The 24,523-nt window shown below is 67.0% G+C and carries 24 protein-coding genes; 11 read left to right on the top strand and 13 right to left on the bottom strand.

All coding sequences use genetic code 11. The features are described 5' to 3' along the window. Positions 1-31 precede the first annotated feature (31 nt). Positions 32-1,006 carry a cysteine synthase A gene (gene cysK, locus FOC67_RS14475; protein WP_003090573.1) on the bottom strand — a complete coding sequence of 325 codons (975 nt, stop codon included), beginning with the start codon at positions 1,004-1,006 and terminating at the stop codon, positions 32-34. Positions 1,007-1,126: 120 nt separating this feature from the next. Between cysK and FOC67_RS14470 the strand changes: the two genes are divergently transcribed. The 5 genes from FOC67_RS14470 (at position 1,127) to FOC67_RS14450 (ending at position 6,043) form a co-directional block, all read left to right on the top strand. Then, positions 1,127-2,212 (top strand): DUF748 domain-containing protein, encoded by a 1,086-nt coding sequence (locus tag FOC67_RS14470; protein WP_009313965.1) that lies wholly within the window; start codon positions 1,127-1,129, stop codon positions 2,210-2,212. A 162-nt stretch (positions 2,213-2,374) separates the two neighbouring features. Continuing rightward, entirely contained in the window at positions 2,375-3,220 is an 846-nt protein-coding gene (locus tag FOC67_RS14465; RefSeq protein WP_003090571.1) for a MoxR family ATPase, read from the top strand. A 64-nt stretch (positions 3,221-3,284) separates the two neighbouring features. Then, complete coding sequence (locus FOC67_RS14460) at positions 3,285-3,680, top strand: GFA family protein (protein ID WP_003131045.1); 396 nt, start codon at positions 3,285-3,287, stop codon at positions 3,678-3,680. Between the two features lie 48 nt (positions 3,681-3,728). Then, positions 3,729-4,910 (top strand): VWA domain-containing protein, encoded by a 1,182-nt coding sequence (locus FOC67_RS14455; protein ID WP_003090569.1) that lies wholly within the window; start codon positions 3,729-3,731, stop codon positions 4,908-4,910. A 113-nt stretch (positions 4,911-5,023) separates the two neighbouring features. After that, the gene (locus FOC67_RS14450; protein WP_003101519.1) at positions 5,024-6,043 is read left to right on the top strand and encodes an AraC family transcriptional regulator; all 1,020 of its coding nucleotides are present in this window, start codon (positions 5,024-5,026) and stop codon (positions 6,041-6,043) included. A gap of 8 nt (positions 6,044-6,051) precedes the next feature. On the opposite strand, the gene FOC67_RS29845 is transcribed toward FOC67_RS14450, so the two are convergent. The 6 genes from FOC67_RS29845 to FOC67_RS14425 all read right to left on the bottom strand — a co-directional run bounded on the left by FOC67_RS29845 (position 6,052) and on the right by FOC67_RS14425 (position 11,988). Beyond that, complete coding sequence (locus FOC67_RS29845) at positions 6,052-6,180, bottom strand: DUF6434 domain-containing protein (RefSeq protein WP_305965287.1); 129 nt, start codon at positions 6,178-6,180, stop codon at positions 6,052-6,054. 155 nt (positions 6,181-6,335) lie between these two features. After that, the gene (tsi2, locus tag FOC67_RS14445; RefSeq protein ID WP_009313967.1) at positions 6,336-6,569 is read right to left on the bottom strand and encodes a type IV secretion system immunity protein Tsi2; all 234 of its coding nucleotides are present in this window, start codon (positions 6,567-6,569) and stop codon (positions 6,336-6,338) included. 9 nt (positions 6,570-6,578) lie between these two features. Further along, positions 6,579-7,055: a type VI secretion system effector Tse2 gene (tse2, locus tag FOC67_RS14440; protein WP_003119469.1), complete on the bottom strand. Its 477-nt coding sequence runs from the start codon at positions 7,053-7,055 to the stop codon at positions 6,579-6,581. 146 nt (positions 7,056-7,201) lie between these two features. Next, a complete protein-coding gene (locus FOC67_RS14435; protein WP_009313968.1) occupies positions 7,202-8,791 on the bottom strand; it encodes an MFS transporter in 1,590 nt (529 codons plus the stop codon). Positions 8,792-8,793: 2 nt separating this feature from the next. Then, positions 8,794-10,101: an OprD family porin gene (locus FOC67_RS14430; protein WP_003131049.1), complete on the bottom strand. Its 1,308-nt coding sequence runs from the start codon at positions 10,099-10,101 to the stop codon at positions 8,794-8,796. Positions 10,102-10,149: 48 nt separating this feature from the next. Continuing rightward, positions 10,150-11,988, bottom strand: a complete 1,839-nt coding sequence (locus tag FOC67_RS14425) for an amidohydrolase (RefSeq protein WP_003110530.1) — start codon at positions 11,986-11,988, stop codon at positions 10,150-10,152. 607 nt (positions 11,989-12,595) lie between these two features. Here FOC67_RS14425 and FOC67_RS14420 point away from each other — a divergent pair. The 5 genes from FOC67_RS14420 (at position 12,596) to FOC67_RS14400 (ending at position 16,301) form a co-directional block, all read left to right on the top strand. Continuing rightward, a complete protein-coding gene (locus tag FOC67_RS14420; RefSeq protein WP_003090561.1) occupies positions 12,596-13,276 on the top strand; it encodes a hydrolase in 681 nt (226 codons plus the stop codon). Positions 13,277-13,332: 56 nt separating this feature from the next. After that, positions 13,333-13,614, top strand: a complete 282-nt coding sequence (locus FOC67_RS14415) for a XapX domain-containing protein (protein WP_003101509.1) — start codon at positions 13,333-13,335, stop codon at positions 13,612-13,614. A gap of 169 nt (positions 13,615-13,783) precedes the next feature. Further along, a complete protein-coding gene (locus tag FOC67_RS14410) occupies positions 13,784-14,677 on the top strand; it encodes a helix-turn-helix domain-containing protein (RefSeq protein WP_003119473.1) in 894 nt (297 codons plus the stop codon). A gap of 113 nt (positions 14,678-14,790) precedes the next feature. Continuing rightward, positions 14,791-15,894, top strand: a complete 1,104-nt coding sequence (locus tag FOC67_RS14405) for a DUF1615 domain-containing protein (protein ID WP_009313970.1) — start codon at positions 14,791-14,793, stop codon at positions 15,892-15,894. Positions 15,895-15,974: 80 nt separating this feature from the next. Next, positions 15,975-16,301 carry a thioredoxin family protein gene (locus FOC67_RS14400; RefSeq protein WP_009313971.1) on the top strand — a complete coding sequence of 109 codons (327 nt, stop codon included), beginning with the start codon at positions 15,975-15,977 and terminating at the stop codon, positions 16,299-16,301. Positions 16,302-16,328: 27 nt separating this feature from the next. Here FOC67_RS14400 and FOC67_RS14395 read toward each other — a convergent pair whose 3' ends face one another. Together FOC67_RS14395 and FOC67_RS14390 are read right to left on the bottom strand one after the other, a co-directional pair. After that, positions 16,329-16,829: an acyl-CoA thioesterase gene (locus tag FOC67_RS14395; RefSeq protein ID WP_003090555.1), complete on the bottom strand. Its 501-nt coding sequence runs from the start codon at positions 16,827-16,829 to the stop codon at positions 16,329-16,331. A gap of 170 nt (positions 16,830-16,999) precedes the next feature. Next, positions 17,000-17,524, bottom strand: coding sequence for an Rrf2 family transcriptional regulator (locus FOC67_RS14390; protein ID WP_009313972.1), 525 nt, complete (start codon positions 17,522-17,524; stop codon positions 17,000-17,002). A 268-nt stretch (positions 17,525-17,792) separates the two neighbouring features. On the opposite strand from FOC67_RS14390, the gene FOC67_RS14385 reads away from it, so the two are divergent. After that, complete coding sequence (locus tag FOC67_RS14385; RefSeq protein ID WP_003138874.1) at positions 17,793-18,998, top strand: NAD(P)/FAD-dependent oxidoreductase; 1,206 nt, start codon at positions 17,793-17,795, stop codon at positions 18,996-18,998. Positions 18,999-19,156: 158 nt separating this feature from the next. Here the strand turns inward: FOC67_RS14385 and pfeE are convergent, their stop codons facing one another. From pfeE to FOC67_RS14365, 4 genes are all read right to left on the bottom strand, one after another. Continuing rightward, positions 19,157-20,071: a ferric enterobactin esterase PfeE gene (gene pfeE, locus FOC67_RS14380; RefSeq protein ID WP_009313973.1), complete on the bottom strand. Its 915-nt coding sequence runs from the start codon at positions 20,069-20,071 to the stop codon at positions 19,157-19,159. A 19-nt stretch (positions 20,072-20,090) separates the two neighbouring features. Beyond that, entirely contained in the window at positions 20,091-22,331 is a 2,241-nt protein-coding gene (gene pfeA / locus FOC67_RS14375) for a siderophore enterobactin receptor PfeA (RefSeq protein WP_003090548.1), read from the bottom strand. Positions 22,332-22,429: 98 nt separating this feature from the next. After that, positions 22,430-23,770 (bottom strand): two-component system sensor histidine kinase PfeS, encoded by a 1,341-nt coding sequence (gene pfeS, locus FOC67_RS14370; protein WP_009313974.1) that lies wholly within the window; start codon positions 23,768-23,770, stop codon positions 22,430-22,432. Further along, positions 23,770-24,486: a response regulator transcription factor gene (locus FOC67_RS14365; RefSeq protein WP_009313975.1), complete on the bottom strand. Its 717-nt coding sequence runs from the start codon at positions 24,484-24,486 to the stop codon at positions 23,770-23,772. Before FOC67_RS14365 ends, pfeS begins: the two co-directional genes overlap by 1 nt. Between the last annotated feature and the right edge of the window lie 37 nt (positions 24,487-24,523).

Raw genomic sequence — 24,523 nt, 5'->3', positions numbered from 1 at the left:
GCCGGTTCGCTGCGGCGCCGCGGGTCGGTGGTTACTGGGTCAGTTCCTGTTCGCTGAACAGGCCGTCGAAGAGCATGCTCGAAAGATAGCGCTCGCCGGAATCGGGGAGGATCACCACGATGGTCTTGCCCTGCATGTTCGGCTCCTCGGCCAGGCGCACCGCGGCGGCCATCGCCGCGCCGGAGGAGATGCCGCAGAGGATGCCTTCTTCCTGCATCAGGCGCAGCGCCATGTTCTTCGCTTCGTCGTCGCCGATCTTCTCGACCCGGTCGACCAACGACAGGTCGAGGTTCTTCGGCACGAAGCCGGCGCCGATGCCCTGGATCTTGTGCGGGGCGGGCTTGACCTCCTCGCCGGCGAGGGTCTGGCTGATCACCGGCGAGGTCACCGGCTCCACCGCCACGGCGAGGATCGGCTTGCCCCGGGTGTTCTTGATGTAGCGCGAGACGCCGGTGAGGGTGCCGCCGGTGCCGACCCCGGAAACCAGCACGTCCACCGCGCCCTCGGTATCGTTCCAGATCTCCGGGCCGGTGGTCTTCTCATGGATCGCCGGGTTGGCCGGGTTGTCGAACTGCTGCGGCATGAAGTACTTCCCGGGATCCCCCGCGACCAGTTCCTCGGCCTTCTGGATCGCACCCTTCATGCCCTTCGCCGGTTCGGTCAGGACCAGCTCCGCGCCCAGCGCCTTGAGCACCTTGCGTCGCTCCAGGCTCATCGACGCCGGCATGGTCAGGATCAGTTTGTAGCCGCGTGCGGCGGCGACGAAGGCGAGGCCGATGCCGGTGTTGCCGGAGGTCGGCTCGACCAGGGTCATGCCGGACTTCAGTCTGCCGCTGGCTTCGGCATCCCAGATCATGTTCGCGCCGATCCGGCACTTCACCGAATAGCCGGGGTTGCGCCCTTCGATCTTGGCCAGGATGGTGACGCCGCGCGGGGCGATGCGGTTGATCTGGACCAGCGGCGTGTTGCCGATGGACTGCGCGTTGTCTGCGAAGATGCGGCTCATGATGGTGTCCTTGTCGCATGGAGAAAGATCAATCAGCCTATTCCGCCCCCGCCCGCGCGTCCAGACGCGTTCGAACCAGCGGCGCGCCGCGCGTGTCCACTGTCCAGGAGGGCCGTACCGATGAAGAAACGCTATGCCATTCCCCTGGGCAGCCTGGCGGCGCTGCTTCTGTTGTTGCTGGCGCTGCACCTGGCGCTGCCGTACCTGGTGCGCGACTACCTGAACGGCAAGCTGGCCGACATGGGCGACTACCGTGGGCACATCGCCGACGTCGACCTGGCGCTCTGGCGCGGCGCGTATCGGATCGACGGGCTGAGCATCGTCAAGGACAACGGCAAGGTGCCGGTGCCGTTCCTCGACGCGCCGAGCATCGACCTGTCGGTGAGCTGGCAGGCGCTCTGGGATGATCACGCAGTAGTGGCGCGGGTGGTCTTCGAGCGTCCGCAGCTCAACTTCGTCGATGCCGGCGGCGACCGCGACGCCTCGCAGACCGGTGCCGGCACCGACTGGCGCGAGCAACTGGACAAGCTGCTGCCGATCACCCTCAACGAGGTGCGGGTGGTGGACGGCACCCTGCGTTTCCGCAACTTCACTTCGAAGCCGCCGGTGAACCTGCACGCCTCGGCGCTCAACGCCAGCATCTATAACCTGACCAACGTGGCCGACGCCCGGGGCGAGCGGCCGGCGCGTCTCGAAGGCACGGCGCGGATACTCGGCCAGGCGCCGCTGGAAGTGGCGGCGCATTTCGACCCGCTGAGCGACTTCGAGGACTTCGACCTGCGCCTGCGGGTCACCCAGGTCGAGCTGAAGCGGCTCAACGACTTCGCCAGCGCCTATGGCAAGTTCGACTTCAATGCCGGCACCGGCGACCTGGTGCTGGAGGCCCAGGCTAAACGCGGCCAGCTGGACGGCTACATCAAGCCGCTGCTGCGCGACGTGGACGTGTTCAACTGGCGGCAGGACGTGGAGGATGGCGACAAGAACCTGTTCCGCTCGGTGTGGGAGGCGCTGGTCGGCGGGGGCGAGACGGTGCTGAAGAACCAGCGCAAAGACCAGTTCGCAACCCGTGTGAGCCTGAGCGGTAATATCCACCAGCGGGACGTCAGCGCGTTCCAGGCGTTCCTCGGGATTCTCCGCAACGCGTTCGTCGAGGCGTTCAACGCCCGTTTCGAGCGTTCCCCGGCGACGCGCGACGACGACGGCTGAAGACGCGGGCGGAACGGCGGGTCGCGAGGTGGCCGGGCATTCAGTGACTGAATGACCCGTCTGCGTTCACAGTGCGCTTGTCCCCGCGTTATAGTCGGGTTTTCAAACAATACTGAACTGCCCGGTTTTCCAGCCAGGGCGTTACCGTTCGAGGATTTCCTGATGAAGTTCGAAGGCACCCAGTCCTACGTCGCCACCGACGACCTCAAGCTCGCGGTCAACGCCGCCATCACCCTGCAGCGGCCGCTGCTGGTGAAGGGCGAACCGGGCACCGGCAAGACCATGCTCGCCGAGCAGTTGGCCGAGTCCTTCGGCGCCAAGCTGATCACCTGGCACATCAAGTCCACCACCAAGGCCCACCAGGGCCTCTACGAGTACGATGCGGTAAGCCGCCTGCGCGATTCGCAGCTGGGCGTGGACAAGGTTCACGACGTGCGCAACTACATCAAGAAGGGCAAGCTCTGGGAGGCCTTCGAGGCCGAGGAGAGGGTGATCCTGCTGATCGACGAGATCGACAAGGCCGACATCGAGTTCCCCAACGACCTGCTGCAGGAACTCGACAAGATGGAGTTCTACGTCTACGAGACCAACGAAACCATCAAGGCGAAGCAGCGCCCGATCATCATCATCACCTCGAACAACGAGAAGGAACTGCCCGACGCCTTCCTGCGCCGCTGCTTCTTCCATTACATCGCCTTCCCCGACCGCGAGACGTTGCAGAAGATCGTCGACGTGCACTACCCGAACATCAAGCAGTCGCTGGTCAGCGAGGCGCTGGACATCTTCTTCGACGTGCGCAAGGTGCCCGGCCTGAAAAAGAAACCTTCGACTTCCGAGCTGGTCGACTGGCTGAAGCTGCTGATGGCCGACGAGATCGGCGAAGCGGTGCTGCGCGAGCGCGATCCGACCAAGGCGATCCCGCCGCTGGCCGGCGCCCTGGTGAAGAACGAGCAGGACGTGCAGCTTCTCGAGCGCCTGGCGTTCATGAGCCGCCGCGCCAGCCGCTGAGTGCGTCGGCCCTTTCCGGGGAAAGGGCCGCGGGGCGGCACGCCAGACAGCGGAGGAACATCCCATGCTCAGCGGAAGTTGCCTGTGCGGCGCGGTACGTTACGAGATCGACGCGCCCATCGAATCGGCCAGCCATTGTCATTGCAGCCAGTGCCGCAAGGCCCACGGCGCGGCGTTCGCCACCTACGGCAAGGTGCGCCGCGAGGCGTTCCGCTATGTCGCCGGGGCGGACGCGGTGGCCGAATACCACTCGTCGCCAGGCGTCACCCGTACCTTCTGCCGCCACTGCGGATCGAACCTGCAGTGGCTTGGCGGCAACGAGGACCCGACGTACACCTCTATCGCCCTCGGCACCCTCGACTCGCCGCTGCCATCGGTAGCGCAGCGGCACATCTACGTGGGTTCGAAAGCCGACTGGTACGTCATCGCCGACGACCTGCCGCAGGAACACCAATACTGACCGGCGCTCGCGCGCCGGGATCAACGGACAACAGACGAGGTCGCAGCCATGCTGCTCAACCTGTTCAACGAAATGCGCGCAGCCAAGGTGCCGGTGTCGGTGCGCGAGCTGCTCGACCTGATCGACGCCCTGAAGCACCGCGTGGTGTTCGCCGACATGGACGAGTTCTACTACCTGGCGCGCACCATCATGGTCAAGGACGAGCGCCACTTCGACAAGTTCGACCGGGCCTTCGGCGCCTACTTCAAGGGCCTGGAGAAGCTCGACGACCACCTCAAGGCGCTGATCCCCGAGGAATGGCTGCGCAAGGAATTCGAGCGCCTGCTGACCGACGAGGAAAAGGCGCAGATCCAGTCCCTCGGCGGCCTGGACAAGCTGATCGAGGAGTTCAAGAAACGCCTCGAGGAACAGAAGGAGCGCCATGCCGGCGGTAACAAGTGGATCGGTACCGGCGGTACCAGTCCGTTCGGCTCCGGCGGCTTCAACCCGGAGGGCGTCCGCGTCGGCGACGCCGGCAAGCGCCAGGGCAAGGCGGCCAAGGTCTGGGACCAGCGCGAATACAAGAACCTCGACGACCAGGTCGAACTGGGTACGCGCAACATCAAGATCGCCCTGCGGCGCCTGCGCAAGTTCGCCCGTGAGGGCGCGGCGGAGGAGCTGGACATCGACGGCACCATCGACCACACCGCGAAGGACGCCGGGCTACTCAACATCCAGATGCGCCCGGAGCGGCGCAACACGGTGAAGCTGTTGCTGCTGCTGGACATCGGCGGCTCGATGGACGCCCACGTCAAGGTCTGCGAGGAGCTGTTCTCGGCCTGCAAGACCGAGTTCAAGCACCTGGAGTATTTCTACTTCCACAACTTCATCTACGAGTCGGTCTGGAAGAACAACCTGCGCCGCAGCAGCGAACGCACCGCCACCTTCGACCTGCTGCACAAGTACGGTCCGGACTACAAGGTGGTGTTCGTCGGCGACGCGGCGATGGCGCCCTACGAAATCACCCAGGCCGGCGGCAGCGTCGAGCACTGGAACGAGGAAGCCGGTTACGTCTGGATGCAGCGCTTCATGGAGAAGTACAAGAAGCTCATCTGGATCAACCCCTATCCGAAGGACACCTGGAACTACACGGCGTCCACCGGCCTGGTCCGCGAACTGGTCAAGGAACAGATGTATCCGTTGACCCTGAGCGGCCTGGAGGAGGGTATGCGCTTCCTCTCGCGCGGTTGAGCCAACTGCCTGCGGGACCGGCGACAGGCGCGGCGGCACGCAACTTGCCTACCCTGTGTATCCCGTCCGCGCGGTAACAGCGCGGCGCGGCCACCGGTAACTATGGGCACGCCATGATCGATTCGACCTTCTCCCGCGCCACCTGGCTCAACTCGCTGCACATGTCGACCCTCACTCTCTCGCTGCTGGAGAAGGAAGGGTTCGCCCGCGAGCAACTGCTCGAAGGCAGTGGCATCACCCCCGCCGATCTGCTCGACCTGCGGCGCCTGATCAGCCCCTGGCAGGAGCAGCAGGTGTTCGCCAACGCCTGCCGGCTCAGCGACGAGCCGGCCCTCGGCCTGCGCCTGGGGCTGCGCACGCGGATTTCCGCCTACGGCCTGCTCGGCTACGCGCTGCTCTCCGCACCGACCCTCGGCGAGGCGCTGCGCATCGGCCTCAGCTATCCGGTCTTGCTCGGCACCTACTTCCACCTGTCGCTGGAGGTCGCCGACGGCCGCGCCTGGCTGGTGGCCACCGGCTACGGCGAGGACGAGGCGCTGCGGCCATTCAACACCGAGCTTTGCCTGGGCTCGCTGAAGGTCACCTGCGCCGACCTGCTCGGCCAGCCGCTGCCCTTGCTGGAAGCGGCCTTCGACTATGCCGGCGACGAGGCGATGGCGCGGGCCTACGCCGAGGGTTTCGCCTGCGAGTTGCACTTCGAACGCGAGCGCAGTGCCATCGGCTTCGCCGCCGAATGGCTGGAGCGCCCGTTGCCGCTGGCCGACCCGGTGACCCACCGGGAGATGCTGGAACAGTGCCGGCGGCAGAACATCGACCTGGCCGCGCGTCGTGCCTGGCTGGACAAGGTCCGGGCGATCCTCGCCGAGCGCTTGCAGGACCCGCCCGGCCTGGAGGAACTGGCCAGGCGCCTGAACTGTTCGTCGCGCAGCCTGCGCCGGCACCTTCAGCAGCAGCGCACCAGCTACCAGCAATTGCTCGACGAGTTGCGCTTCGCCCGCGCCAAGGAGTTGTTGCAGAGCGGCGACATGCCGATCTACCGGATCGCCGAGGAACTCGGCTTCAGCGAGACCGCCAGCCTGCGCCATGCCTTCCAGCGCTGGAGCGGCCAGCCGCCGAGCCATTTCCGCGCCTGAGCGCTCGCTCAGGCGGAGGGGCTGGTGTCGGCGTGGCGCCGCCGCCGTTCGTCCGCCACCTCACCCAGGGATTTTGCCGCGCCGTCGCCAATCCCGGCCATGAAGGCACGATCGAAGCGGAAGTCGGCGCCGCGCAGCCCGACGAGGAAGCGCCGTACGTCCTGGGCGTTGCGCTAGTCGCGGCACACTGCGGTGTCGCGGGTGATGGTGTCGCCGTGCCAGCCGAAGACCATCTGTCGTTTCTCTGCGCGCGCTGGAGCGGGCGGGCCAACGACGGCCCGCCCACGGGCCGTCAGGACACCGGCTCTTCGATCAGCCGGTCATAGGGCGGCAGGCCGCTGTATTGGCCCAGGGCTTGCTCGTAGGCGTTCTTCAGGTCGTCGGCGGCGAGGTCGTAGCCGACCAGCAACTGTTCGAGTTCAGCGGCGTTCTGCGGGTCGTCGTTCTGCAACTGCGCGTCGAGTTCGCGGGTGCGCGCGGCGACGCACTGGATCGCCACCATCAGGGTCTGGGGTTTCAGGTTCATGGTTCACTCCTAGAGCCCGCGGGCTTTTTCCCATTGGCGGCGGATGGCGTTGCGCACGAAGTTGTCCAGTTGGCCCATGAGGACCTCCCGGTACATCGGCTTGGCCGGCATGATGGTGTAGTGGGTGGCTTGCAGGCGCTTGTTGTAGCTGTCCTGCTTCACCTTAAGGTCCGGCGGGATGTCGGTGCCGTCGGGTATCACGAAGTCGCCGTCGGCGCGGCGCAGCACGCCGGCGCGGTCGAACACCGAGGTGCCGCCGGTGTCCGGGGCGTAGAGGCCGTCGCGGCCGGCGACGATGTCCGGCGCGCGGGCGGGGACGCCAGGGGTGTTGGGGCTGTCGAAGGTCGGATGCAGCAGCGGGGCGACTTCCGCAGCCTCGGCGAGTTCCTTGTCGGGACGCAGGTAGCGACCGACGTCGCCGTCGTAGTTGGCCTTGAATACCGCCCGGTAGAGGGTGAGGCTGGTTTTCTCGTAGTCGTAGGACATGCGTGGACTTCCCTGTGGGTTGCGTTCGCGGCGCCGCGGGTGCGCGGCATCGCTACCGACCACCGTCCTTGTGGCGCCATCGGCGAGCAGGATAACAGCCGTGGGCGGATCCGCCAGGGGCAGGCGACGACCGTCGCCCGGGAGGCTCAAGGCCTGGCCGCGCCGTGCAGGTAATGGCGGATGCGCACCTCCACGCCGGCGCTCTGGAAGCGCCGGGCGGCGGCCTCGACCCGCAACTCGCCGCGGGTCACCCGCTGGTGGTGGCGCAGGTGCTCCAGCCAGGATTCGTCGATGAAGAACTCCAGCCACAGGCGACGGTTGCCGCTGTCCTGGACCAGCCCCCAGGACACCGCGCCGTTGCGCCGACGCATGGCGCGCACCTCGACCATCGCCGCCTGGAATGCCGCGGCGTCCTGCGGGTCGATGTCGTACTCGAGGGTGACCATCACCGGGCCGCGTTCCTGGTCCACCTCTTCGTCGACCAGTGGTGCCGGCCAGTGCAGCGACGGCGCGAGGTCCTCGGCCTCGGTGACCGGCAGCCGGCAGTGCAGCGACGCGAACAGGCCGAGCAGCAGCGCGGCGCTGGCGCAGAGCAGGGCGAAGGCGATCGACAGGTGGCTGGCGACCAGACCCCACAGGGCGCCGCCGGCGGCCATGCTGCCGAAGAACACCAGGATGTAGACCGCCAGCGCGCGGGCGCGGACCCAGGCCGGCACGGAGGTCTGCGCGGCGACCTGCAGGCTGGAGAGCACGGCGATCCATGCCGCGCCGCTGAGCAGCATCACCGGCACCAGCAAATAGAGGTTGCGCAGCAGCGCCAGGGCCACCAGCACCAGTGCGTAGAGCACGCTGGAGAGCAGCACCAGGCGGTCGCTGCCGAGGCGTTCGCGCAGGCGCGGCAGGAACGCGGCGCCGAGCACCGCGCCGACGCCGACGCTGCCCAGCAGCAGGCCGAAGTCCATGGCGTTGCCATGCAGTTCGCCGCGCACGATCAGGGGCAGCAGCGACATGCCGGCGCTGGCGCCGAGGAAGAACGCCACCGCGCGCACCAGCACCGATTGCAGCGGCCTCGAGCTGCGGCTGTAGCGCCAGCCGGCGCGCAGGGCGCCGAACAGGCGTTCCGCCGGCAGCACCGAGGGCACGGCCTCGCGTTTCCAGGCCAGCAGCACGGCGATCACCGCGAAGAAGGAGAGGGCGTTGAGGGCGAAGGTCAGCCAGGGGCCGACCAGGCTCACCAGCACCCCGGCGATGGCCGGTCCGACCGCCCGCGCCAGGTTGACCCCGACACTGGACAGCGCCACCGCCGCCGGCAGTTCGTCCTTGCCCACCAGTTCCGGAGTGGTGGCGCTCCAGGCCGGCATCATCAGCGCGGTGCCGATGCCCATGCACAGGGTCAGGCCGAGCAGCAGCCAGACGCTGGTCAACTGGAGCAGGGTGAGGCTGGCCAGCAGGGTGGCCACCAAGGCCATCCACAATTGCACGCCGAGCAGGTAGCGGCGCTTGTCGACGATATCGGCGAGGGCGCCGGCCGGCAGGGCCAGGAAGAACATCGGCAGCGATCCGGCGACCTGCACCAGGGCCACGTTCAGCGGGCTGGCGGAGAGCGAGGTCATCAGCCAGCCGGCGCCCACCTCGTGCATCCAGGTGCCGATGTTCGAGGCGATGCTGGCCAGCCATAGCCAGCGGAAGGTGGCTTGGCGCAGGGGACTCCAGGGTGAGGCGGCGGGTGCGGTCATGGTCAGAGCGAGCCTTTGAGTGGGTATTCGACGATCAGGTAGAGGCGGTCGATGTCGTCGCCGGCCTGGGCCGCGTTGGCCCGGTGGCTGAGGTGCGAGACGTTCAGCGAGAGGTCCTTGAGCGGGCCCGAGGCGAACACGTAGCGCAGGTCGAGGTCGCGCTCCCAGTGCTTGCCGCCGCTGCCCTGCAAGGGCCGGTAGCGGCCATCGGCGCCCAGCGGGTTGTAGGCGCCGCCGGCCGGCGCATGGCTGCCGTCGATGGCGCGGCCGCTGACGTAACGCGCCATGAAGCTCAGCCCCGGCAGGCCGAACGGGGCCAGGTCGAGGTCGTAGCGGGCCTGCCAGGAGCGTTCGCCGGGACCGTTGAAATCGGCGTACTTGATCGAGTTGGCGAGGTAGATGGAGTCACCTCCGACGAAGTCGAACGGCGTATCCCCATGGACACGCTGGTAGGCCAGGGAGAAACCCTGCGCGCCGACGCGGTACTTCAGTTGCAGGCTGTAGGCCAGGGTGTCGATCGCGCCGGCCCGGCTGCGGCCCTGGTCGCGCGTGCGATAGAGGTTGCCATCCAGGCTGAACGCGGCACGTTGCAGGTTCATGTTGAGATAGACCTGGCGCCAGACGTTGTCCAGTTGCGCGGCGAACAGCGAGCCGCTCAGGTTGTCGCTGGCCGCCAGGCTGGCGCCGGCGAAGCCGATGGCGCTGCCGGCGGTGCTCGCGCCGTAGCCGTCGAAGTCGCCATGGCCGGAGCTGGAGGCCTGTTCCTTGAAGGCGGTGAAGCGCCCGGCCTGGATCCGCACGCGGTCGAGGTCGTCGCTCTGCAGGAAGAAGCCCCTGGCGTACTGGGGTTGCAGGCGCTTGTCGCTGGTATCGAAGACCGGGGTCTCGACGGTCATCTCGCCGACCTTGAGCAGACTCTCGCCGAGCCGCAGCTTGAGTGCGGCGCCGGCGTCGGAATACTCGCTGGCGTTATCGCCGGATGAGTCCAGCGGCAACAGGCCGGTGCCGGCATGGCCACGTCCGCCGTCGAGCTTGAAGCCGGCGAAGCCGTGGAGATCGAGGCCGAAACCGACGCGGCCGGGGGTATAGGCCGACTCCAGGTCGGCGATCAGGCCGTGTGCCCATTCCTTGCGGTAGCCGCGCCTGGCGTCCGCGCGGCGATAGTCGTTGTAGAGGAAGTAGTTGCGGTTGAGCAGGCGCCACTCCAGGTAGTCGGGTGCCTTGGCTTCCTCTGTCGCGGCGTGGCATGGCGAGGTGCCGCCCAGCGCCAGGAAAAGGGCCAGGCGGCCGACCGGTCGAACGCGGATCATCGGGAAAACTCCGGGCGAGGCGGGCCGCGAAGGGCCCGCCCGGGTACGTCAGAAAGCGAAGCAGGAACAGCCGAATGCGCCCCAGAAACCCTGGAAGTCGCTCACCGGTACGTTGGAGTGGCGCGCGCGGTTGTGCTCGTGGGCGTGTACCGCGCAGGCACCGACGCACTGGTGGACCTGGGCGGTCAGCGGCGCGCCTTGCCGCCAGTGGCCGGGTACCTTGGCCACCGGCGACCAGTCCGGCAGCACCGGCGGCGCCGGCGGACCGAGCTTGTCGAACTCGGCGGCGGCATAGACGATCTTGCCGTCGACCACCGTGAGCACCGACTCGATCCACTTGATGGCCTCTTCCTCGACGCCGAAGAAGTCCGCCGACAGCGCCGCCAGGTCGGCGAGCTGTCCAACCTTGATCTGTCCTTTCTTGCCCTGCTCGCTGGAGAACCAGGCGCTGCCGTGGGTGAACAGCTGCAACGCGGTTTCCCGCGGCAGGCCCTGCGGATACAGGGCCATGCCGCCGACGGTGCGGCCGCTGACCAGCCAGTACAGCGAGGTCCAGGGGTTGTAGCTGGAGACCCGGGTGGCGTCGGTGCCGGCACCCACCGGCACGCCCTCGGCGAGCATGCGCTGGATCGGCGGCGTGGCCTCGGCGGCCTTGGCACCGTAGCGGTCGACGAAGTACTCGCCCTGGAAGGCCATGCGGTCCTGGATCGCGATGCCGCCGCCGAGTGCCCGCACCCGCTCGATGTTGCGCGGGGTGATGGTCTCGGCGTGGTCGAAGAACCAGGGCAGGCCGTTGAACGGAATGTCGCGGTCGACCTTCTCGAACACGTCGAGCATCCGCGAGATCGATTCGTCGTAGGTGGCGTGCAGGCGGAACGGCCAGCGCTGCTCCACCAGGTGGCGGACCACCGGCTCCAGCTCCTGCTCCATGGTCTGCGGCAGGTCCGGGCGCGGTTCGAGGAAGTCCTCGAAGTCAGCGGCGGAGAACACTAGCATCTCGCCGGCGCCGTTGTGGCGGAAGAAATCGCTGCCCTGGCCGTACTTGACGCTGCCGGTCCAGTTCTTGAAGTCGGCGAGTTCTTCCTTCGGTTTCTGGGTGAACAGGTTGTAGGCGATGCGTACGGTGAGCTGGCCCTGGTCGGCCAGTTCGCGAATCACCTGGTAGTCGTCCGGGTAGTTCTGGAAGCCGCCGCCGGCGTCGATCGCGCTGGTCAGGCCGAGGCGGTTGAGTTCGCGCATGAACTGGCGGGTGGAGTTGACCTGGTACTCCAGCGGCAGCTTCGGTCCCTTGGCCAGGGTGGCGTAGAGAATCATCGCATTGGGCCGGGCGATCAGCATGCCGGTGGGTTCGCCGCTGCTGTCGCGGACGATCTCGCCGCCGGGCGGGTTGGGCGTGTCCTTGGTGTAGCCGACCACGCGCAGGGCGGCGCGGTTGAGCAGGGCGCGATCGTACAGGTGGAGGACGAACACCGGGGTGTCCGGCGCGGCCTTGTTCAATTCCTCCAGGGTCGGCATGCGCTTCTCGGCGAACTGGAACTCGTTCCAGCCGCCGACCACCCGCACCCACTGGGGGCTGGGCGTGCGTTCGGCCTGGTTCTTGAGCATGCGCAAGGCGTCGGCCAGGGAGGGCACGCCTTCCCAGCGCAGCTCCAGGTTGTAGTTGAGGCCACCGCGGATCAGGTGCAGGTGCGAGTCGTTGAGACCGGGGATCACGGTGCGCTTCTGCAGGTCGATCACCTGGGTGGCGCTGCCGCGATGGAGCATCGCCTCGGCGTCGTTGCCGACGGCAAGGAACTTGCCGTCCTTGATCGCCACGGCGGTGGCGGTGGGGTTGTCGCGGTCCACGGTGTGGAAGCGGCCGTTGTGCAGGATCAGGTCGGCGGTCATGGAACCTCCTGGGTTGCTTGCGGGAGAAAGGCTGGCGGCGTTGGCGAAGGGCAGGGCGGACCACAGGACTCCGGCGGCGCCCAGCACCGAACTGGTAGTGAGGAAATGGCGGCGGTCCTTGCTCGGCGGATCGTGGCTCATGGCGTGCTCCTGGCAGCGGGGCGGAATCGGTCAGCGAGGGCGGCGGCGAGAGAGGCCACCGGACAGGATAGGTGCGGCGGGAAACGTACGGGACGAAAGAGCGGTTTTCCCGAATGACGCATCCTCCTGCAAGCGCAACTTGCTGGTGGTCGATAGCAAGTAAGGCGCGAGACATGTCCTGAACTTCATGGGGGCTTTTTCTTATAGGGCGGACTGTCGATTCTGCTAGCTGGTAATCCTTCTTTTATTGTCTCTGTGTGCGCTTTTTGTATGGATGTGTCGAATATTTTGAATATCGCCTTTCAACTTTATCCGGGGCCGCAGTTCAGTGATTTATTTTCTCGAAAAGTTTGTTTTTTCCAATATCCATGCTTCATAGTCTGGCCGGCCACGGGAAATTATCTGTTGGCCCGCGTGCTGTTGTGCGCAACAGCTGGAATTCATCGTTCGTTGTCAGGAAACAATCATGAGCCACTATCTCGAAGTTCTAACTCCGCAGAACAGCCAGATCATCTTCATCGACCAGCAGCCACAGATGGCATTCGGCGTACAGTCCATCGATCGCCAGACGCTGAAGAACAACGTAGTGGGCCTGGCCAAGGCGGCGAAGGTATTCGACATCCCGGTCACCATCACCACGGTGGAAACCGACAGCTTCTCCGGCCCGACCTATCCGGAGCTGCTGGCGGTGTTCCCCGAGCAGAAGATCCTCGAACGCACCTCGATGAACTCCTGGGACGACCAGAACGTGCGCGACTCGCTGGCCGCCGCGGGGCGCAAGAAGGTCGTGGTCGCCGGGCTGTGGACCGAGGTCTGCAACACCACCTTCGCCCTCTGCGCCATGCTCGAGGGCGGCTACGAGATCTACATGGTGGCCGATGCCTCGGGCGGCACCTCCAGCGACGCCCACAAGTACGCCATGGACCGCATGGTCCAGGCCGGCGTGGTACCGGTGACCTGGCAGCAGGTCCTGCTGGAGTGGCAGCGCGACTGGGCCCGCCGGGATACCTACGACGCTGTGATGGCCATCGCCAAGGAGCATTCCGGGGCCTACGGCATGGGCGTGGACTACGCCTACACCATGGTGCACAAGGCGCCCGAGCGGGTGACCCACGGCGAACGCATCGGCCCGAATCCGGCCAAGTGAATGCCGGCCGTGCCGCTCCGGCCCGCCGGGCGGCACGGCTGCGAAGGAGAACGAAGATGAAGCTCTACGTATTGTCGCTGGGCGCCGGACTGTTGGTGGGGATCGTCTACAGCCTGCTGCAGGTGCGTTCGCCGGCTCCGCCGCTGGTGGCGCTGGTGGGGTTGCTCGGCATCCTGCTCGGCGAGCAGGTCATCCCGGTCGGCAAGCAATTGCTCGGCGGTTGCGCGTTCGCCTCGGCCTGCGACAAGGCGGGTTCGGTCGGCCATGTGCTGGGGCAACTACCGGGTCGGCATCGCCTCGACCAGGCCGCTGGCCCGTCGGAAAAGGAAAAGGGTTGAGCGCTATATCATCGAGTAACAGCGCAGTAATCTGGTAGTTATCTTCGTCGGTTAGATTTCCCCGGAACGGCTCCCTCGGATTAATCTCTGGGGGAGCTTTCGTGCGTCGTTTTTCGCGTCGAGAGAAAAGTGTCACGAGATCATCAGGCGCATGGAATCAGGGGGAGTCATGACTGTTGCCATAGACAGAACAAAGGGCGACCAATCCACGCCAGGGAACATCATAAGGGGAGAAGGGTACGCCTTGATTCGCAATAGTGAGGCGACTCCCGATCCGGACAAGGTGATCCATATTCCTTGTGCCGATTCGTTTTCCGTCATCGTTCAGTTGCGCGACTTCAATTCCCATCGTCTCTGGAATGGAAACAAACTGGTTTTCGATGGCGGACATCCACGGAAAAGTATCTCCATCGCCTATCTTGGCGATGAAATAAAGTGCCAGCACCGGACAACTTACGACAATGTCCGCTTCATGTTGCCGCGCGCTTCGATAAAGGAGTTTCTCTACGAAGAAGGGCAACGCGCGTCCGCCGAGCCGGAGCGGATCATCGGTGTCGACGATCCGGTGGTCTATCACCTGGCGCTGGCGCTGCTGCCCAGCTTCGCCAGGGCGGGGGAGCGCAACGAACTGTTCATCGAGCAGGTCATGCTGGCGCTGTTGACCCACGTTCAGGATCGCTTCGCTTCGACCCAGGTCCCGGTCTGCACCGGCAAGGGCCTGGCGCCCTGGCAATTGCGCAGGGCCAAGGAGCTGATCGCCGGGCATCTGGCCGAGGGCGTATCGGTGGCGCGCCTGGCCGAGGAGTGCGGGCTCTCGCGCAGCTATTTCACCAAGGCCTTCAAGTGCAGCACCGGTGTTTCGCCCCACGAATGGCTGATGCGCATGCGCGTCGACCGGGCCAAGGAGCTGATGCTGGGCAGCGACGAACCGCTTTCGCAGATCGGCGTCGCCTGCGGCTTTTCCGACCAGCCGCATTTCTCGCGGATCTTTCTCCGGCTGGCCGGCGCCTCGCCCTCGACCTGGCGTCGGGTCAAGCGGCAGCGCACCGACGCAGCGCTCTGAACCGCGACCGTGCGTGACGGACGGTACGGAAGCCGCCGGATGCTCGGCTAGAATGCCCTGGCTTCGGCGGTCGCCACCGGCCGCCCACTTCGCAACGGAACAGGGAATCGCAGATGAAAGCAGTACGCCAGGGTCGCGGCGTAACGGGGTTGCTCATGCTCCTGGCGCTGGCCGGGTGCAGTTCGCGGTCGGCGGAGCCGCCGCCGCCCAACCCCGACGAAGTACGGGCGAAGATCGTCCGCCTGATGCCGGCCACGGTGCGCGATCGCCAAGGGTGGGCCAGCGATATCTACGCGGCCTTTTCCGCCCAGCAGATCTACCCCAGCGACGAGAATCTCTGTGCGGTGCTGGCGGTGACCGAGCAGGAGTCCACCTACCAGGTCGACCCGCCGGTGGCCGGCCTGGGCAGGATCGCCACCCGCGAGGTCGAGCGTCGTGCCGGCAAGCTGCACGTGCCGGCGTTCCTGGTCAGCTCGGCGCTGAATATCAAGTCGCCCGATGGCCGCACCTACAGCCAGCGCCTGGCCGCGGCGCGCACGGAGAAGGAACTGAGCGAGACATTCGACGATTTCATCGCCATCGTGCCCATGGGCGGCAAGCTGTTCGGCGGCTTCAACCCGGTACACACCGGCGGGCCGATGCAGGTCAGCATCGCTTTCGCCGAGCAGCACGCGGACGGCTATCCCTATCCGCTGGACGGCAGCATCCGCCGCGAGGTGTTCAGCCGGCGCGGCGGCATGTATTTCGGCATCGCCCACCTGCTTGGCTATCCGGCGGACTACCCGGCGCCGCTGTACCGCTTCGCCGACTTCAACGCCGGCTGGTATGCCAGTCGCAACGCCGCGTTCCAGAATGCGGTGAGTCGCGTCTCGGGGATTCCGCTGGCGCTGGATGGCGATCTGATCCGCTACGGCACGCGCACGCCGGGCTCCACCGAACTGGCCGTGCGCAGCCTCGGCAAGCGCCTGGACATGAGCGACGCGGCGATCCGCCGGGCGCTGGAGCAGGGCGACAGCCCGGAGTTCGCCGATAGCGCGCTGTACCGCAAGGTCTTCGCCCTGGCCGAAAGCGCCACCGGCAAGACGCTGCCCCGCGCCGTGCTGCCGGGGATCGCCCTGGAGAGCCCGAAGATCACCCGCAAGCTGACCACCGCCTGGTTCGCCAAGCGCGTCGACGAACGCTACCAGCGCTGCATGGCGCGCGTGCGGAAACGCTGAGTCCATCGTCGCGCGGGTCGAACCTGGCGCCGCCGCGGGAGTCTGCCGTCCTGTCAGCCAAGTTCATGGAGAAGCAGCGTATGAAGACCCGATACAGCGCCGAGGCACCGGCGCGCGACGAACTGGACCGGCTCGCCGGTCCGACGCTGGTGGAGTTCGGTACCGACTGGTGCGGCCATTGCCAGGCCGCCCAGCCGCTGCTGGCGGAAGTATTCGACGACTATCCGGAGGTCGGCCACCTGAAGGTCGAGGACGGTCCCGGGCGCCGCCTGGGGCGCTCGTTCCAGGTCAAGCTGTGGCCGACCTTCGTCTTTCTTCGCGACGGCCGGGAGGTGGCGCGGGTAGTCCGCCCCGGCAGCGCCAGCGTGCTGGAAGAAGCGTTCGAAAGCCTGGTCGGCGAGGGCTGAGGACCCGGCCCGCGGGCCGGACGGCGTTCAGGCCGGCATCGCGTGATCCACCTGTTCGCGGATCTCCTGGTAGCGCAGTTCCATCAGCTTGCGCTGCTCGCGCCGGGCCAGGGCCTGGGCGTAGCGGCGTTTCTCGATCGCGGTCTCCGGTTCCAGCGGACGCACCGCCACCGGCCGGCGCTGGTCGTCCATCGCCACCATGGTGAAGAAGCAACTGTTGGTATGGCGCACGGTGCGCTCGTGGATGTTCTCGGTCATCACCTTCACCCCGACCTCCATCGAAGTGCGCCCGGTGTAGTTCACCGAGGCGAGGAAGGTCACCAGTTCGCCGACATGGATCGGCTCGCGGAAGATCACCTGATCCACCGACAGGGTCACCACGTAGCGTCCGGCGTAGCGCTTGGCGCAGGCGAAGGCCACTTCGTCGAGGAGCTTGAGCAGCGCGCCGCCGTGGACGTTGCCGGAGAAGTTCGCCTTGTCGGGGGTCATGAGCACGCTCATGGTCAGTTGGTAGCTGCCAGGTTCCATCGTTCACCTATCACGCAAGTTGGTCACGGGCCATTGCAGTGGGCCGGCGGCCGCTCTGCGGCGGCCTCTGGCGATAGGGTAGGGAGAAACGCCGGCGCGATTAGCACCGCAGTCGACAATGGTGTTTTCCGCGAAACGGGCTTGCGGCGCCGCTCCGTATGCGCCAGGGGCTAGTCGCGGGGGCCGCCGCGTCCTTCCCGGCTGGCATCCATCCAGCGCAGCACTTCTTCGCCGAACTCCGGCGGCGCGATACGCCCCACCCGGCGTACCAGGTCGAGGATGGTCTGCTGGGCCAGCGCTTCTTCCATGCGCTTCTGCGCGGTGAGCATCACCGCGTGGATCGAGCAGGTGTTGCGGGTCGCCCAGGAAGGCGGGTTGCCTTCGAAGATCGCGCAGCGCTCGCGGACCTCGCGGCATTCGAAGATCGATTTGTCGCCGTCGATGGCGCGGACCACGTCGAGCACGCTGATTTCGTTGGCCGGCCGTGCCAGGCGAAAGCCGCCGCGCACGCCTTCGGTGGCAGCCACCAGGCCGGCCTTGGCCAGGCGGGTGAAGACCTTGGCCAGCAGTTCCGGCGGCACGCCCTGCAACTCGGCGAGGGTGCGCACGCTGGACTCGCGGCTGTCGCCTTTCTCGTCGGCGAGGAACAACAGGCAGTGGATGCCGTATTCGACGCCGGCGCTATAGAGAGCCATCACTAACTCCGACAGAAATATTCGCAATATTCTGCGCGGTTTTCAGGTCGCTCACAAGGACAGGTCGTCCGCTGTCTTCCGCCTCGAAGCGCTATATCTCCGATTCTTTCCGTATGTTTTCGCCGTATTTCCCTCTCTTTCACGGCGAGGGGCGGTTGCCTGTCGGAGCACTTTTCGGGGATTGATTTCCGTAACTACGACAAATATAGTCGTAGTTACGGAGAGGCTTTTCTCCGGATATCCCGTCCTTTCCCTCCAGGAGCCCCCAATGAAACAACGTATCCTGATCGTCGGTGCCGGATTCGCCGGCATGTGGAGCGCGCTGAGCGCAGTGCGCCAGCTCGACCGCCAGGGCCGCGACGACGTCGAGGTCGCGGTGCTCGCGCCGCAGCCCGAGCTGCGCATCCGCCCGCGTTTCTACGAGCCTGACGTGCAGCGCATGGCGGCGCCGCTGGGCGAATTGTTCGCCGCGGTCGGCGTGCGTTTCGTGCAGGGCAGCGCGCAGCGCATCGACGTGGCCGGCAAGCGGGTGGAGTACCGCGATGCCGAGGGCACGCCGGCGCAGCTGGACTACGACCGCCTGGTACTGGCGGCCGGCAGCGGCGTGTGGCGTCCGGCGAGTGTCGTCGGCATCGACGCTGCCTTCGATGTCGACCAGTTGGAAGACGCCCTGCGCCTGGAGGCACACCTGCATGCCCTGCGCGACTTGCCGGATTCGCCGGCACGCAACACCGTGGTGGTCGCCGGCGGCGGCTTCACCGGCATCGAGACCGCCACCGAGATGCCGGCGCGCCTGCGGGCGATCCTCGGCGAGAAAGCGGCGCTGCGAGTGATCGTGGTCGACCGCGGCGCCGCCATCGGCGCATCGATGGGCGCGGACCTGAGCGGCTTGATCGCCGAGGCCTCGGCGGAACTGGGCGTGGAGTGGTGCCTGGGGCGTTCGGTGGCGGCGGTGGATGCCGAGGGCGTGACGCTCGACGACGGCCAGCGGATCGAGGCGAAGACCGTGGTCTGGACCGTGGGCGTGCGGGCCAGCACCCTGACCGGGCAGATTCCGGGCGAGCGCGATGCCCAGGGTCGCCTGCATGTCGACCGCAACCTCAAGGTGCTCGGTCTCGACGATGTCTACGCCACCGGCGACGTGGCCCGCGCGGCTACCGACGACCTCGGCAACCATGCCCTGATGACCTGCCAGCACGCCATCGCCCTGGGTCGCTCGGCCGGCAATAACGTGGCCGCCGACCTGCTCGGCGTCGAGCCGATTCCCTACAGCCAGGTGAAGTACGTGACCTGTCTCGACCTCGGCGGCTGGGGCGCGGTGTTCACCGAGGGCTGGGACCGCCAGGTACGGTTCGTGCGCGAGGAGGGCAAGAAGATCAAGACCGAGATCAATGGCGTGTGGATCTACCCGCCGGCGGCGGACCGCGCCGTGGCGCTGGCGGCGGCCGACCCGCTGATTCCGGTGGTGGCGTAGGGCGATTTTCCCTCACCCCAACCCTCTCCCGCAGGCGGGAGAGGATGCCGTGCAGCGTAGAGGGATGTCGCGGCGCGCGGATGTCTGGCCTCCGGTAGGGCGAATAACCGCGAAGCGGTTATCCGCCGTTGCCTCGGTTCTCTTGGGAGCGTGCGCCTTCAGCGCTGGCGTTCCACCGCCGGACGGGCGAGCAGAAGGCGCAACGAGGCCCCCAGCGTTTCGCCATGACCCAAGCCGTCGAGCGGCTGGAAGTCCAGCGTGAGCCCGGCAACCCGGCGCAGGTCATCTACCAGCCGCGCCATCGCCTGGCCCGGCTCGGCTTTCAGCGAGCCGCGCGGGCTGGCCGGTTCGGCGCTGCCGCGCCAGAGCAGGAGTTCCGTGCGCTTTCCGCGCAGGCGCTGTTCGAGCCCCGCTCGCTCGCCGAGGATCGCCCCGTCGCGCCACCACAGCGACGGGCTGGCCGCGGCGTAGCGGGCGAACTCGCCGGGACGGGTGAACAGTGCGTGGAGCACCAGCAAGCCGCCGTAGGAGTGTCCCCAGAGGGTTTGTCGCGCAGTGTCCAGGGGCGCCTGCGCCGCCACGGCCGGGCGCATGCCGTCGCGCAGCAGGTCGAGGAAGGCGTCGGCGCCGCCGCTGGGCAGGCCGTTGAGCGGGTCGCGCTGATCGGCCTGGCCGGGACTCGCGGGGGTGTAGTCGAAGGTACGCCCGGCGCGGTCGATGCGCAGCGGCGTGCGGTAGCCGATGGCGACCAGCAGCGGTGCGTCGCCGTCGGCCAGGCGTCTCAGGGTTGACTCGTCGAGGGCGCCGACGGCGGCGTTGCCGTCGAGCATCCAGACCACCGGGTAGCCGGCGGCGGGCGGTGCCTGCAGCGGTCGGCCGAGCCACAGCCGGTAATGCCGCTGGCCATCGACGGAGTCCAGGTCCACGGCGCTGAAGCGATAGGGCAGGTCCTGGCGTTGCAGCAGGCTGCGGTCCATGGTCGCCTCGGGGTCCGGTTGCGCCAGCGGCGCGCCGCCGGGCAGGGCCGCCGCCAGGGCGAGGCCCAGGGCGGCGACGAGCAGGGAGGTTCTCATCAGGCTTTCTCGTTATGGTTCAGAACGACGCGGTCAGGCTGGTATAGAAGGTCCGTCCGGGCTCGTTGTAGGTCGCCGCGCCGGCCCCGTCGATGCCGACCACGCCCTGGGCATTGCCGGCGCGGAACAGGCGCTTGTCGAACAGGTTGTCGACGCCGGCGCCGAGGCTCAGGTTCTTGCTCAACCGATAGGTGCCGCCGAGGCCGGCGATGGCGTAGGGCGAGAGCTGGTCGTTGGCGCTGCCGGTGACACGGTCGCCGTGATAGTCGTATTTCTTCGGCTTCTGCTTGCCGTACCAGGTGACCGTGGCTTGCAGCGAGAGGTCGTCGGTGGCCTGCCAGTCGAGCATCGAGTTGAGGGTGTAGCGCGGCGTCACCGAGAGCACGTCGCCGGTTTCCTTGTTCTTCGATTGCAGCATGTAGGTGAAGTTGTTGCTCCACTTCAGGCCGTCGGCCAGGGGCAGGGTCAGGGTGCCTTCGAGGCCCTCGACCACCGCCTTGGGCACGTTCTCCCACTGGTATATCGCCGCGTTGGCGTAGTCGCCCTTGCCGCCGCTGGCGTGGTCGACCGGCGACAGGCCGGATTCGATCTTGTTCTTGTAGTCGTTGCGGAAGTAGGTCAGCCCCGCTACCAGGCCGTCGTGGCTGTACTCGATGCCCAGTTCCTTGTTCACGCTGGTCTCGGCCTTGAGGCCGTCGTTGCCGCGCAGGTAGCAACTGGTGCTTTGCCCGTAGCAACCCTGGCCACGGCTGTAGAGCAGGTAGTCGGGGTTCAGCTGGTACAGGTTGGGGGCCTTGTAGGCGCGGGCGATACCGGCCTTCAGGGTGACCCGCTCGGTGAGCGCGTGGGACAGGTTCAGCGATGGGCTCCAGTTGTCGCCGACGATGTCGTGGTGGTCCCAACGCAGGCCTGGGGTGAGCATGGTGCCGGGCATCAGCTCGATGTTGTCCTCGGCGAACAGCGAGAAGATCCGCGCCGAGGAACTGCTGCTGCGGTTCTTTCCGGCGAGACCGGGGATCGAGCCGCCTTCCTCGGTGTTCTGGGTGTTGGAGCTGGGGTCGTCGAGCTTCTGCTCGGTCCACTCGCTGCCGAGGGTCAGGGTCTGCTCGTAGCCCAGGTGCAGCGGCAGGTTGACCTCGCCGTGGGCGGTCAGGTCGCGCAGGGTGGCGGTGTAGAAGCCGGCGTTGTTGGGGTCGAAGATACCTTCGGTGCCGCCGGCCAGGCCTTCGTTGATCCGGCTGTTGCGGGTCTTCTCGTACTGCAGGTAGGCCAGCGAGCTGCCGAAGTCCCATTCGCCGCGATGGGTGACCGAGTAGGTCTCGCGGTACATGCGGTTGGTCTCGTGGCCGAGCATCTGCTTCACGTAGTTGTTGCTGTTGGTGTTCTGCGTGTCGCCGGTGTAGATGTTGCCCTGGCGGCTGAAGCCGGCCTCGAACTCGAGAGTCTGCTCGGGCGTCAGGCGCCAGCTGAGCAGCCCGTCGATGTCCTTGTTGCGCACGCCTTCGCGACCGGCGGGGAGGGTGCCGGCCTGCTTGCCGGTGCGGTTGGATTCGTGGCCGGCGTTGATGTCCCAGTCGTCCGAGTCGGTCTTGGCGATGTTGCCGTAGACGCGGTAGCTGAGATTTTCCGTGAGCGGCCCGTTGAGACCGAAGCTCATCCGTTCGCTGGCGCCTTCGGCCTTGTGCTGCGGGAAATTGCTGTAGACGCTGAGATTACCGTGGGTTTCCGCGCCGGCCTGCTTGGTGATGATGTTCACCACGCCGCCCGCCGCGCCGTTGCCGTAGCGCGCCGCCGCCGGGCCGCGGATCACTTCGATGCGCTCGACCTGGTCGGCCGGCACCCAGTTGGTGTCGCCGCGGCTGTCGCGCTCGCCGCGCCAGCCGTAGCGCACCGAGTTGCGCGAGCTGACCGGCTTGCCGTCGACCAGGATCAGGGTGTTCTCCGGGCCCATGCCGCGGATGTCGATCTGCCGGTTGTTGCCACGCTGGCCGCTGGAGCTGTTGCCGGTCAGGTTGACCCCCGGCATGGTCCGGATGATCTGCGACAGGTCGTTGCTCGGCGGTCGCTTGGCGATGTCCTCGGCGGTGATGATGGAAACTCCCGGCGCCTGCTTGGTTTCCTCCTGGGCGGTGGCGACCACGGTCTGCTCGCCCAGCTCGATGACGGAGCCGTCGCCCTGGCCGGCGGCGTGTACGGCGTTGGCGAGCAGGCAACTGGACAGCAGCAGGAAGGGAACGGCGGGAAGGGCGCGTGAGGACATCGGTGATCTCCGGGCAATGCAGCGAAATGCAAGAGATCACGAATGATATTGATTGTTATTTGAGAGTAAAGCGCATTAACTTTCTAAACACTTCGCCCTCAGGCGGCCGCCGGCAGCCACAGGTGCAGGCACAATCCGGGCTTGCCGTTGCTGGCCCAGAGCCGGCCGCCCTGTAGCTCGATGGCGCGCCGGGCGATCGCCAGGCCGAGGCCGAAACCTTCGCCGGCGCTATCGTCCAGGCGCTGGTAGGGGAGGAAGATGCGTTCCAACTGGTCTTCCGCCACGCCAGGGCCCTGGTCCTGCAGGCGCAGGTGCCAGAAGTCGCCCTCGCGCTCGCCGTCGAGGCTGACCGTGCCGTTCTCGGGCGAGTGACGGATGGCGTTGCGCAGGAGGTTCTCCATGGCCTGGGCCAGGCTGTCCAGGTGGACCTCGACGCGACAGTCGACGCCCAAGCGGCAGGGTAGCCGCGCCGGGTCCCAGCCGCTTTCGAAACAGGCGTCATCGCGCAGCGCTTCCCACACCGACAGCGCCAGCACCGGCTCGGTGGGCAGTTGCGGGCGCTCGGTGTCCATCCAGGCGAGGTCGAGGGTGTCTTCCAGCAGTCGTTGCATGTCGCCGATTTCGCGATCCAGGCGCTGGCGCAACTGTTCCGGCGGTAGCTCGCTGTCGTGGGCGATGCGCAGGCGCGCCAGCGGCGTGCGCAGTTCGTGGGACAGGGTGCGCAGCAGCAGGCGCTGCTGGGCGAGACTCAGGCGCAGGCGCTCGGCCATGTGCTCCAGGGCCTGGGCCAGCTCGCCCAGTTCGTCGCGGCGGGCCGCCAGCGGTGCGGCGAGGGGAGTGCTTTCCAGTTCGTCGGCGCGCAGGGCGTCGGCGCGATCGCGCAAGCGGTTCAGCGGCACCACCAGGTGGCGATAGAGCAGCAGGCCGAGCAGGGCGGCCAGCAGGGTCGGGACTATGCCGTGGGTGACCAGGTGGGTCCAGGGGGTCAGTCCGCCGGGCAGCAGGCGCTCCGGTAACTGGATTACCAGCCGGCCCTGCTCGGGATGTCCGGGGAACTCGATGCTGACGTACGTCAGTTCGTCCTGCAGGCGCCGGCTCATCGGCCAGTCGAGCTTGCGCATGAAGGTCAGGTGGCTCGACTCCTCGGCGCTTAGCGGCGTGCTGCCGAGGCTTTCCAGGTGCGGTCCGACCAGCGCCACCCAGGTATCTTCCTTCGCCGACAGTTCCTTGCGGAAGCGTTCGGCGCCCGCGGCGCCCTCTCTGCGCCAGGCATCCTCCGCCTGCCGCGCGTAATCCGCCAGGTAGTGGCGGTCGGCCGGGGCGAGGAAGTAGGTGCTGCGCTCCACCGACAGGCCCCAGGTGTAGATCAGCCAGGTCAGCAGCAGGCAGAAGCCGACCTGCAGCAGCGCCAGTTTCCATAACAGCGGGTGCCTGCGCATCAGGGGTGTTCCGTCTCCACCAGCAGGTAGCCCTGGCCGCGCACCGCCTGGATCTGCAGGTGACGGACGGCGACCGCGGCGAGCTTGCGCCGCAGGTTGCAGACGTGCACGTCGAGACCGCGGTCGAGGCGCGTGTAGCTGCGGTGCAGCACGCTCCGGTAGAGGAACGGCTTGCTCAGCGCCTCGCCAGCGTGTTCGCGGAGCGTCGCCAGGAGGCGGTACTCGGATGGCGTCAGCCCCGCCGGAAGGCCCTGGTGGAGCACATCCTGGGCCTGGTCGTCGAACACCAGCCGGGTATCCCGCCGCTGCGCCGACGGCAGGCGGTCCAGTCGTACGCGGCGCAGCAGGGCGTCGGTGCGGGCATCCAGCTCGGCCAGGCTGAACGGCTTCGGCAGGTAGTCGTCGGCGCCGCGGGTGAAGCCGCTGATGCGATCCTGTTCGGCGCCCAGGGCCGACATCAGCATCACCGGCGTGGCCTGCTCGCGGCGCAGCGACTCCAGCAGGGCCAGGCCGTCGAGGCTGGGCAGCATGATGTCCAGCAACACCAGGTCGAACGCTTCGCGCCCGGCGGCTTCCAGCCCGTGCGAGCCATCGCCGCAGACGGTCACGCGGAAGCCGCGCCGGCGGAAATGCGCGTCGAGATCCTCGCGCAGACGCGGGTCGTCTTCGACCAGCAGCAGGCGGGGAGATGGGTTTGAGATATGAGAATGATTCACGTTCGTGAATATCTCATTTTTGCCGGGGATCGAGCAA

The sequence above is a fragment of the Pseudomonas sp. FDAARGOS_761 genome (assembly GCF_013343155.1).
Classification (GTDB): Bacteria; Pseudomonadota; Gammaproteobacteria; order Pseudomonadales; family Pseudomonadaceae; genus Pseudomonas; species Pseudomonas aeruginosa.
This window is presented reverse-complemented; position numbering and strand designations above follow the sequence as displayed.

Coding starts and splice junctions, on each gene's coding strand:
- cysK (WP_003090573.1), bottom strand. CDS start 1,006: ATGAGCCGCATCTTCGCAGACAACGCGCAGTCCATCGGCAACACGCCG.
- FOC67_RS14470 (WP_009313965.1), top strand. CDS start 1,127: ATGAAGAAACGCTATGCCATTCCCCTGGGCAGCCTGGCGGCGCTGCTT.
- FOC67_RS14465 (WP_003090571.1), top strand. CDS start 2,375: ATGAAGTTCGAAGGCACCCAGTCCTACGTCGCCACCGACGACCTCAAG.
- FOC67_RS14460 (WP_003131045.1), top strand. CDS start 3,285: ATGCTCAGCGGAAGTTGCCTGTGCGGCGCGGTACGTTACGAGATCGAC.
- FOC67_RS14455 (WP_003090569.1), top strand. CDS start 3,729: ATGCTGCTCAACCTGTTCAACGAAATGCGCGCAGCCAAGGTGCCGGTG.
- FOC67_RS14450 (WP_003101519.1), top strand. CDS start 5,024: ATGATCGATTCGACCTTCTCCCGCGCCACCTGGCTCAACTCGCTGCAC.
- tsi2 (WP_009313967.1), bottom strand. CDS start 6,569: ATGAACCTGAAACCCCAGACCCTGATGGTGGCGATCCAGTGCGTCGCC.
- tse2 (WP_003119469.1), bottom strand. CDS start 7,055: ATGTCCTACGACTACGAGAAAACCAGCCTCACCCTCTACCGGGCGGTA.
- FOC67_RS14435 (WP_009313968.1), bottom strand. CDS start 8,791: ATGACCGCACCCGCCGCCTCACCCTGGAGTCCCCTGCGCCAAGCCACC.
- FOC67_RS14430 (WP_003131049.1), bottom strand. CDS start 10,101: ATGATCCGCGTTCGACCGGTCGGCCGCCTGGCCCTTTTCCTGGCGCTG.
- FOC67_RS14425 (WP_003110530.1), bottom strand. CDS start 11,988: ATGACCGCCGACCTGATCCTGCACAACGGCCGCTTCCACACCGTGGAC.
- FOC67_RS14420 (WP_003090561.1), top strand. CDS start 12,596: ATGAGCCACTATCTCGAAGTTCTAACTCCGCAGAACAGCCAGATCATC.
- FOC67_RS14415 (WP_003101509.1), top strand. CDS start 13,333: ATGAAGCTCTACGTATTGTCGCTGGGCGCCGGACTGTTGGTGGGGATC.
- FOC67_RS14410 (WP_003119473.1), top strand. CDS start 13,784: ATGACTGTTGCCATAGACAGAACAAAGGGCGACCAATCCACGCCAGGG.
- FOC67_RS14405 (WP_009313970.1), top strand. CDS start 14,791: ATGAAAGCAGTACGCCAGGGTCGCGGCGTAACGGGGTTGCTCATGCTC.
- FOC67_RS14400 (WP_009313971.1), top strand. CDS start 15,975: ATGAAGACCCGATACAGCGCCGAGGCACCGGCGCGCGACGAACTGGAC.
- FOC67_RS14395 (WP_003090555.1), bottom strand. CDS start 16,829: ATGGAACCTGGCAGCTACCAACTGACCATGAGCGTGCTCATGACCCCC.
- FOC67_RS14390 (WP_009313972.1), bottom strand. CDS start 17,524: ATGGCTCTCTATAGCGCCGGCGTCGAATACGGCATCCACTGCCTGTTG.
- FOC67_RS14385 (WP_003138874.1), top strand. CDS start 17,793: ATGAAACAACGTATCCTGATCGTCGGTGCCGGATTCGCCGGCATGTGG.
- pfeE (WP_009313973.1), bottom strand. CDS start 20,071: ATGAGAACCTCCCTGCTCGTCGCCGCCCTGGGCCTCGCCCTGGCGGCG.
- pfeA (WP_003090548.1), bottom strand. CDS start 22,331: ATGTCCTCACGCGCCCTTCCCGCCGTTCCCTTCCTGCTGCTGTCCAGT.
- pfeS (WP_009313974.1), bottom strand. CDS start 23,770: ATGCGCAGGCACCCGCTGTTATGGAAACTGGCGCTGCTGCAGGTCGGC.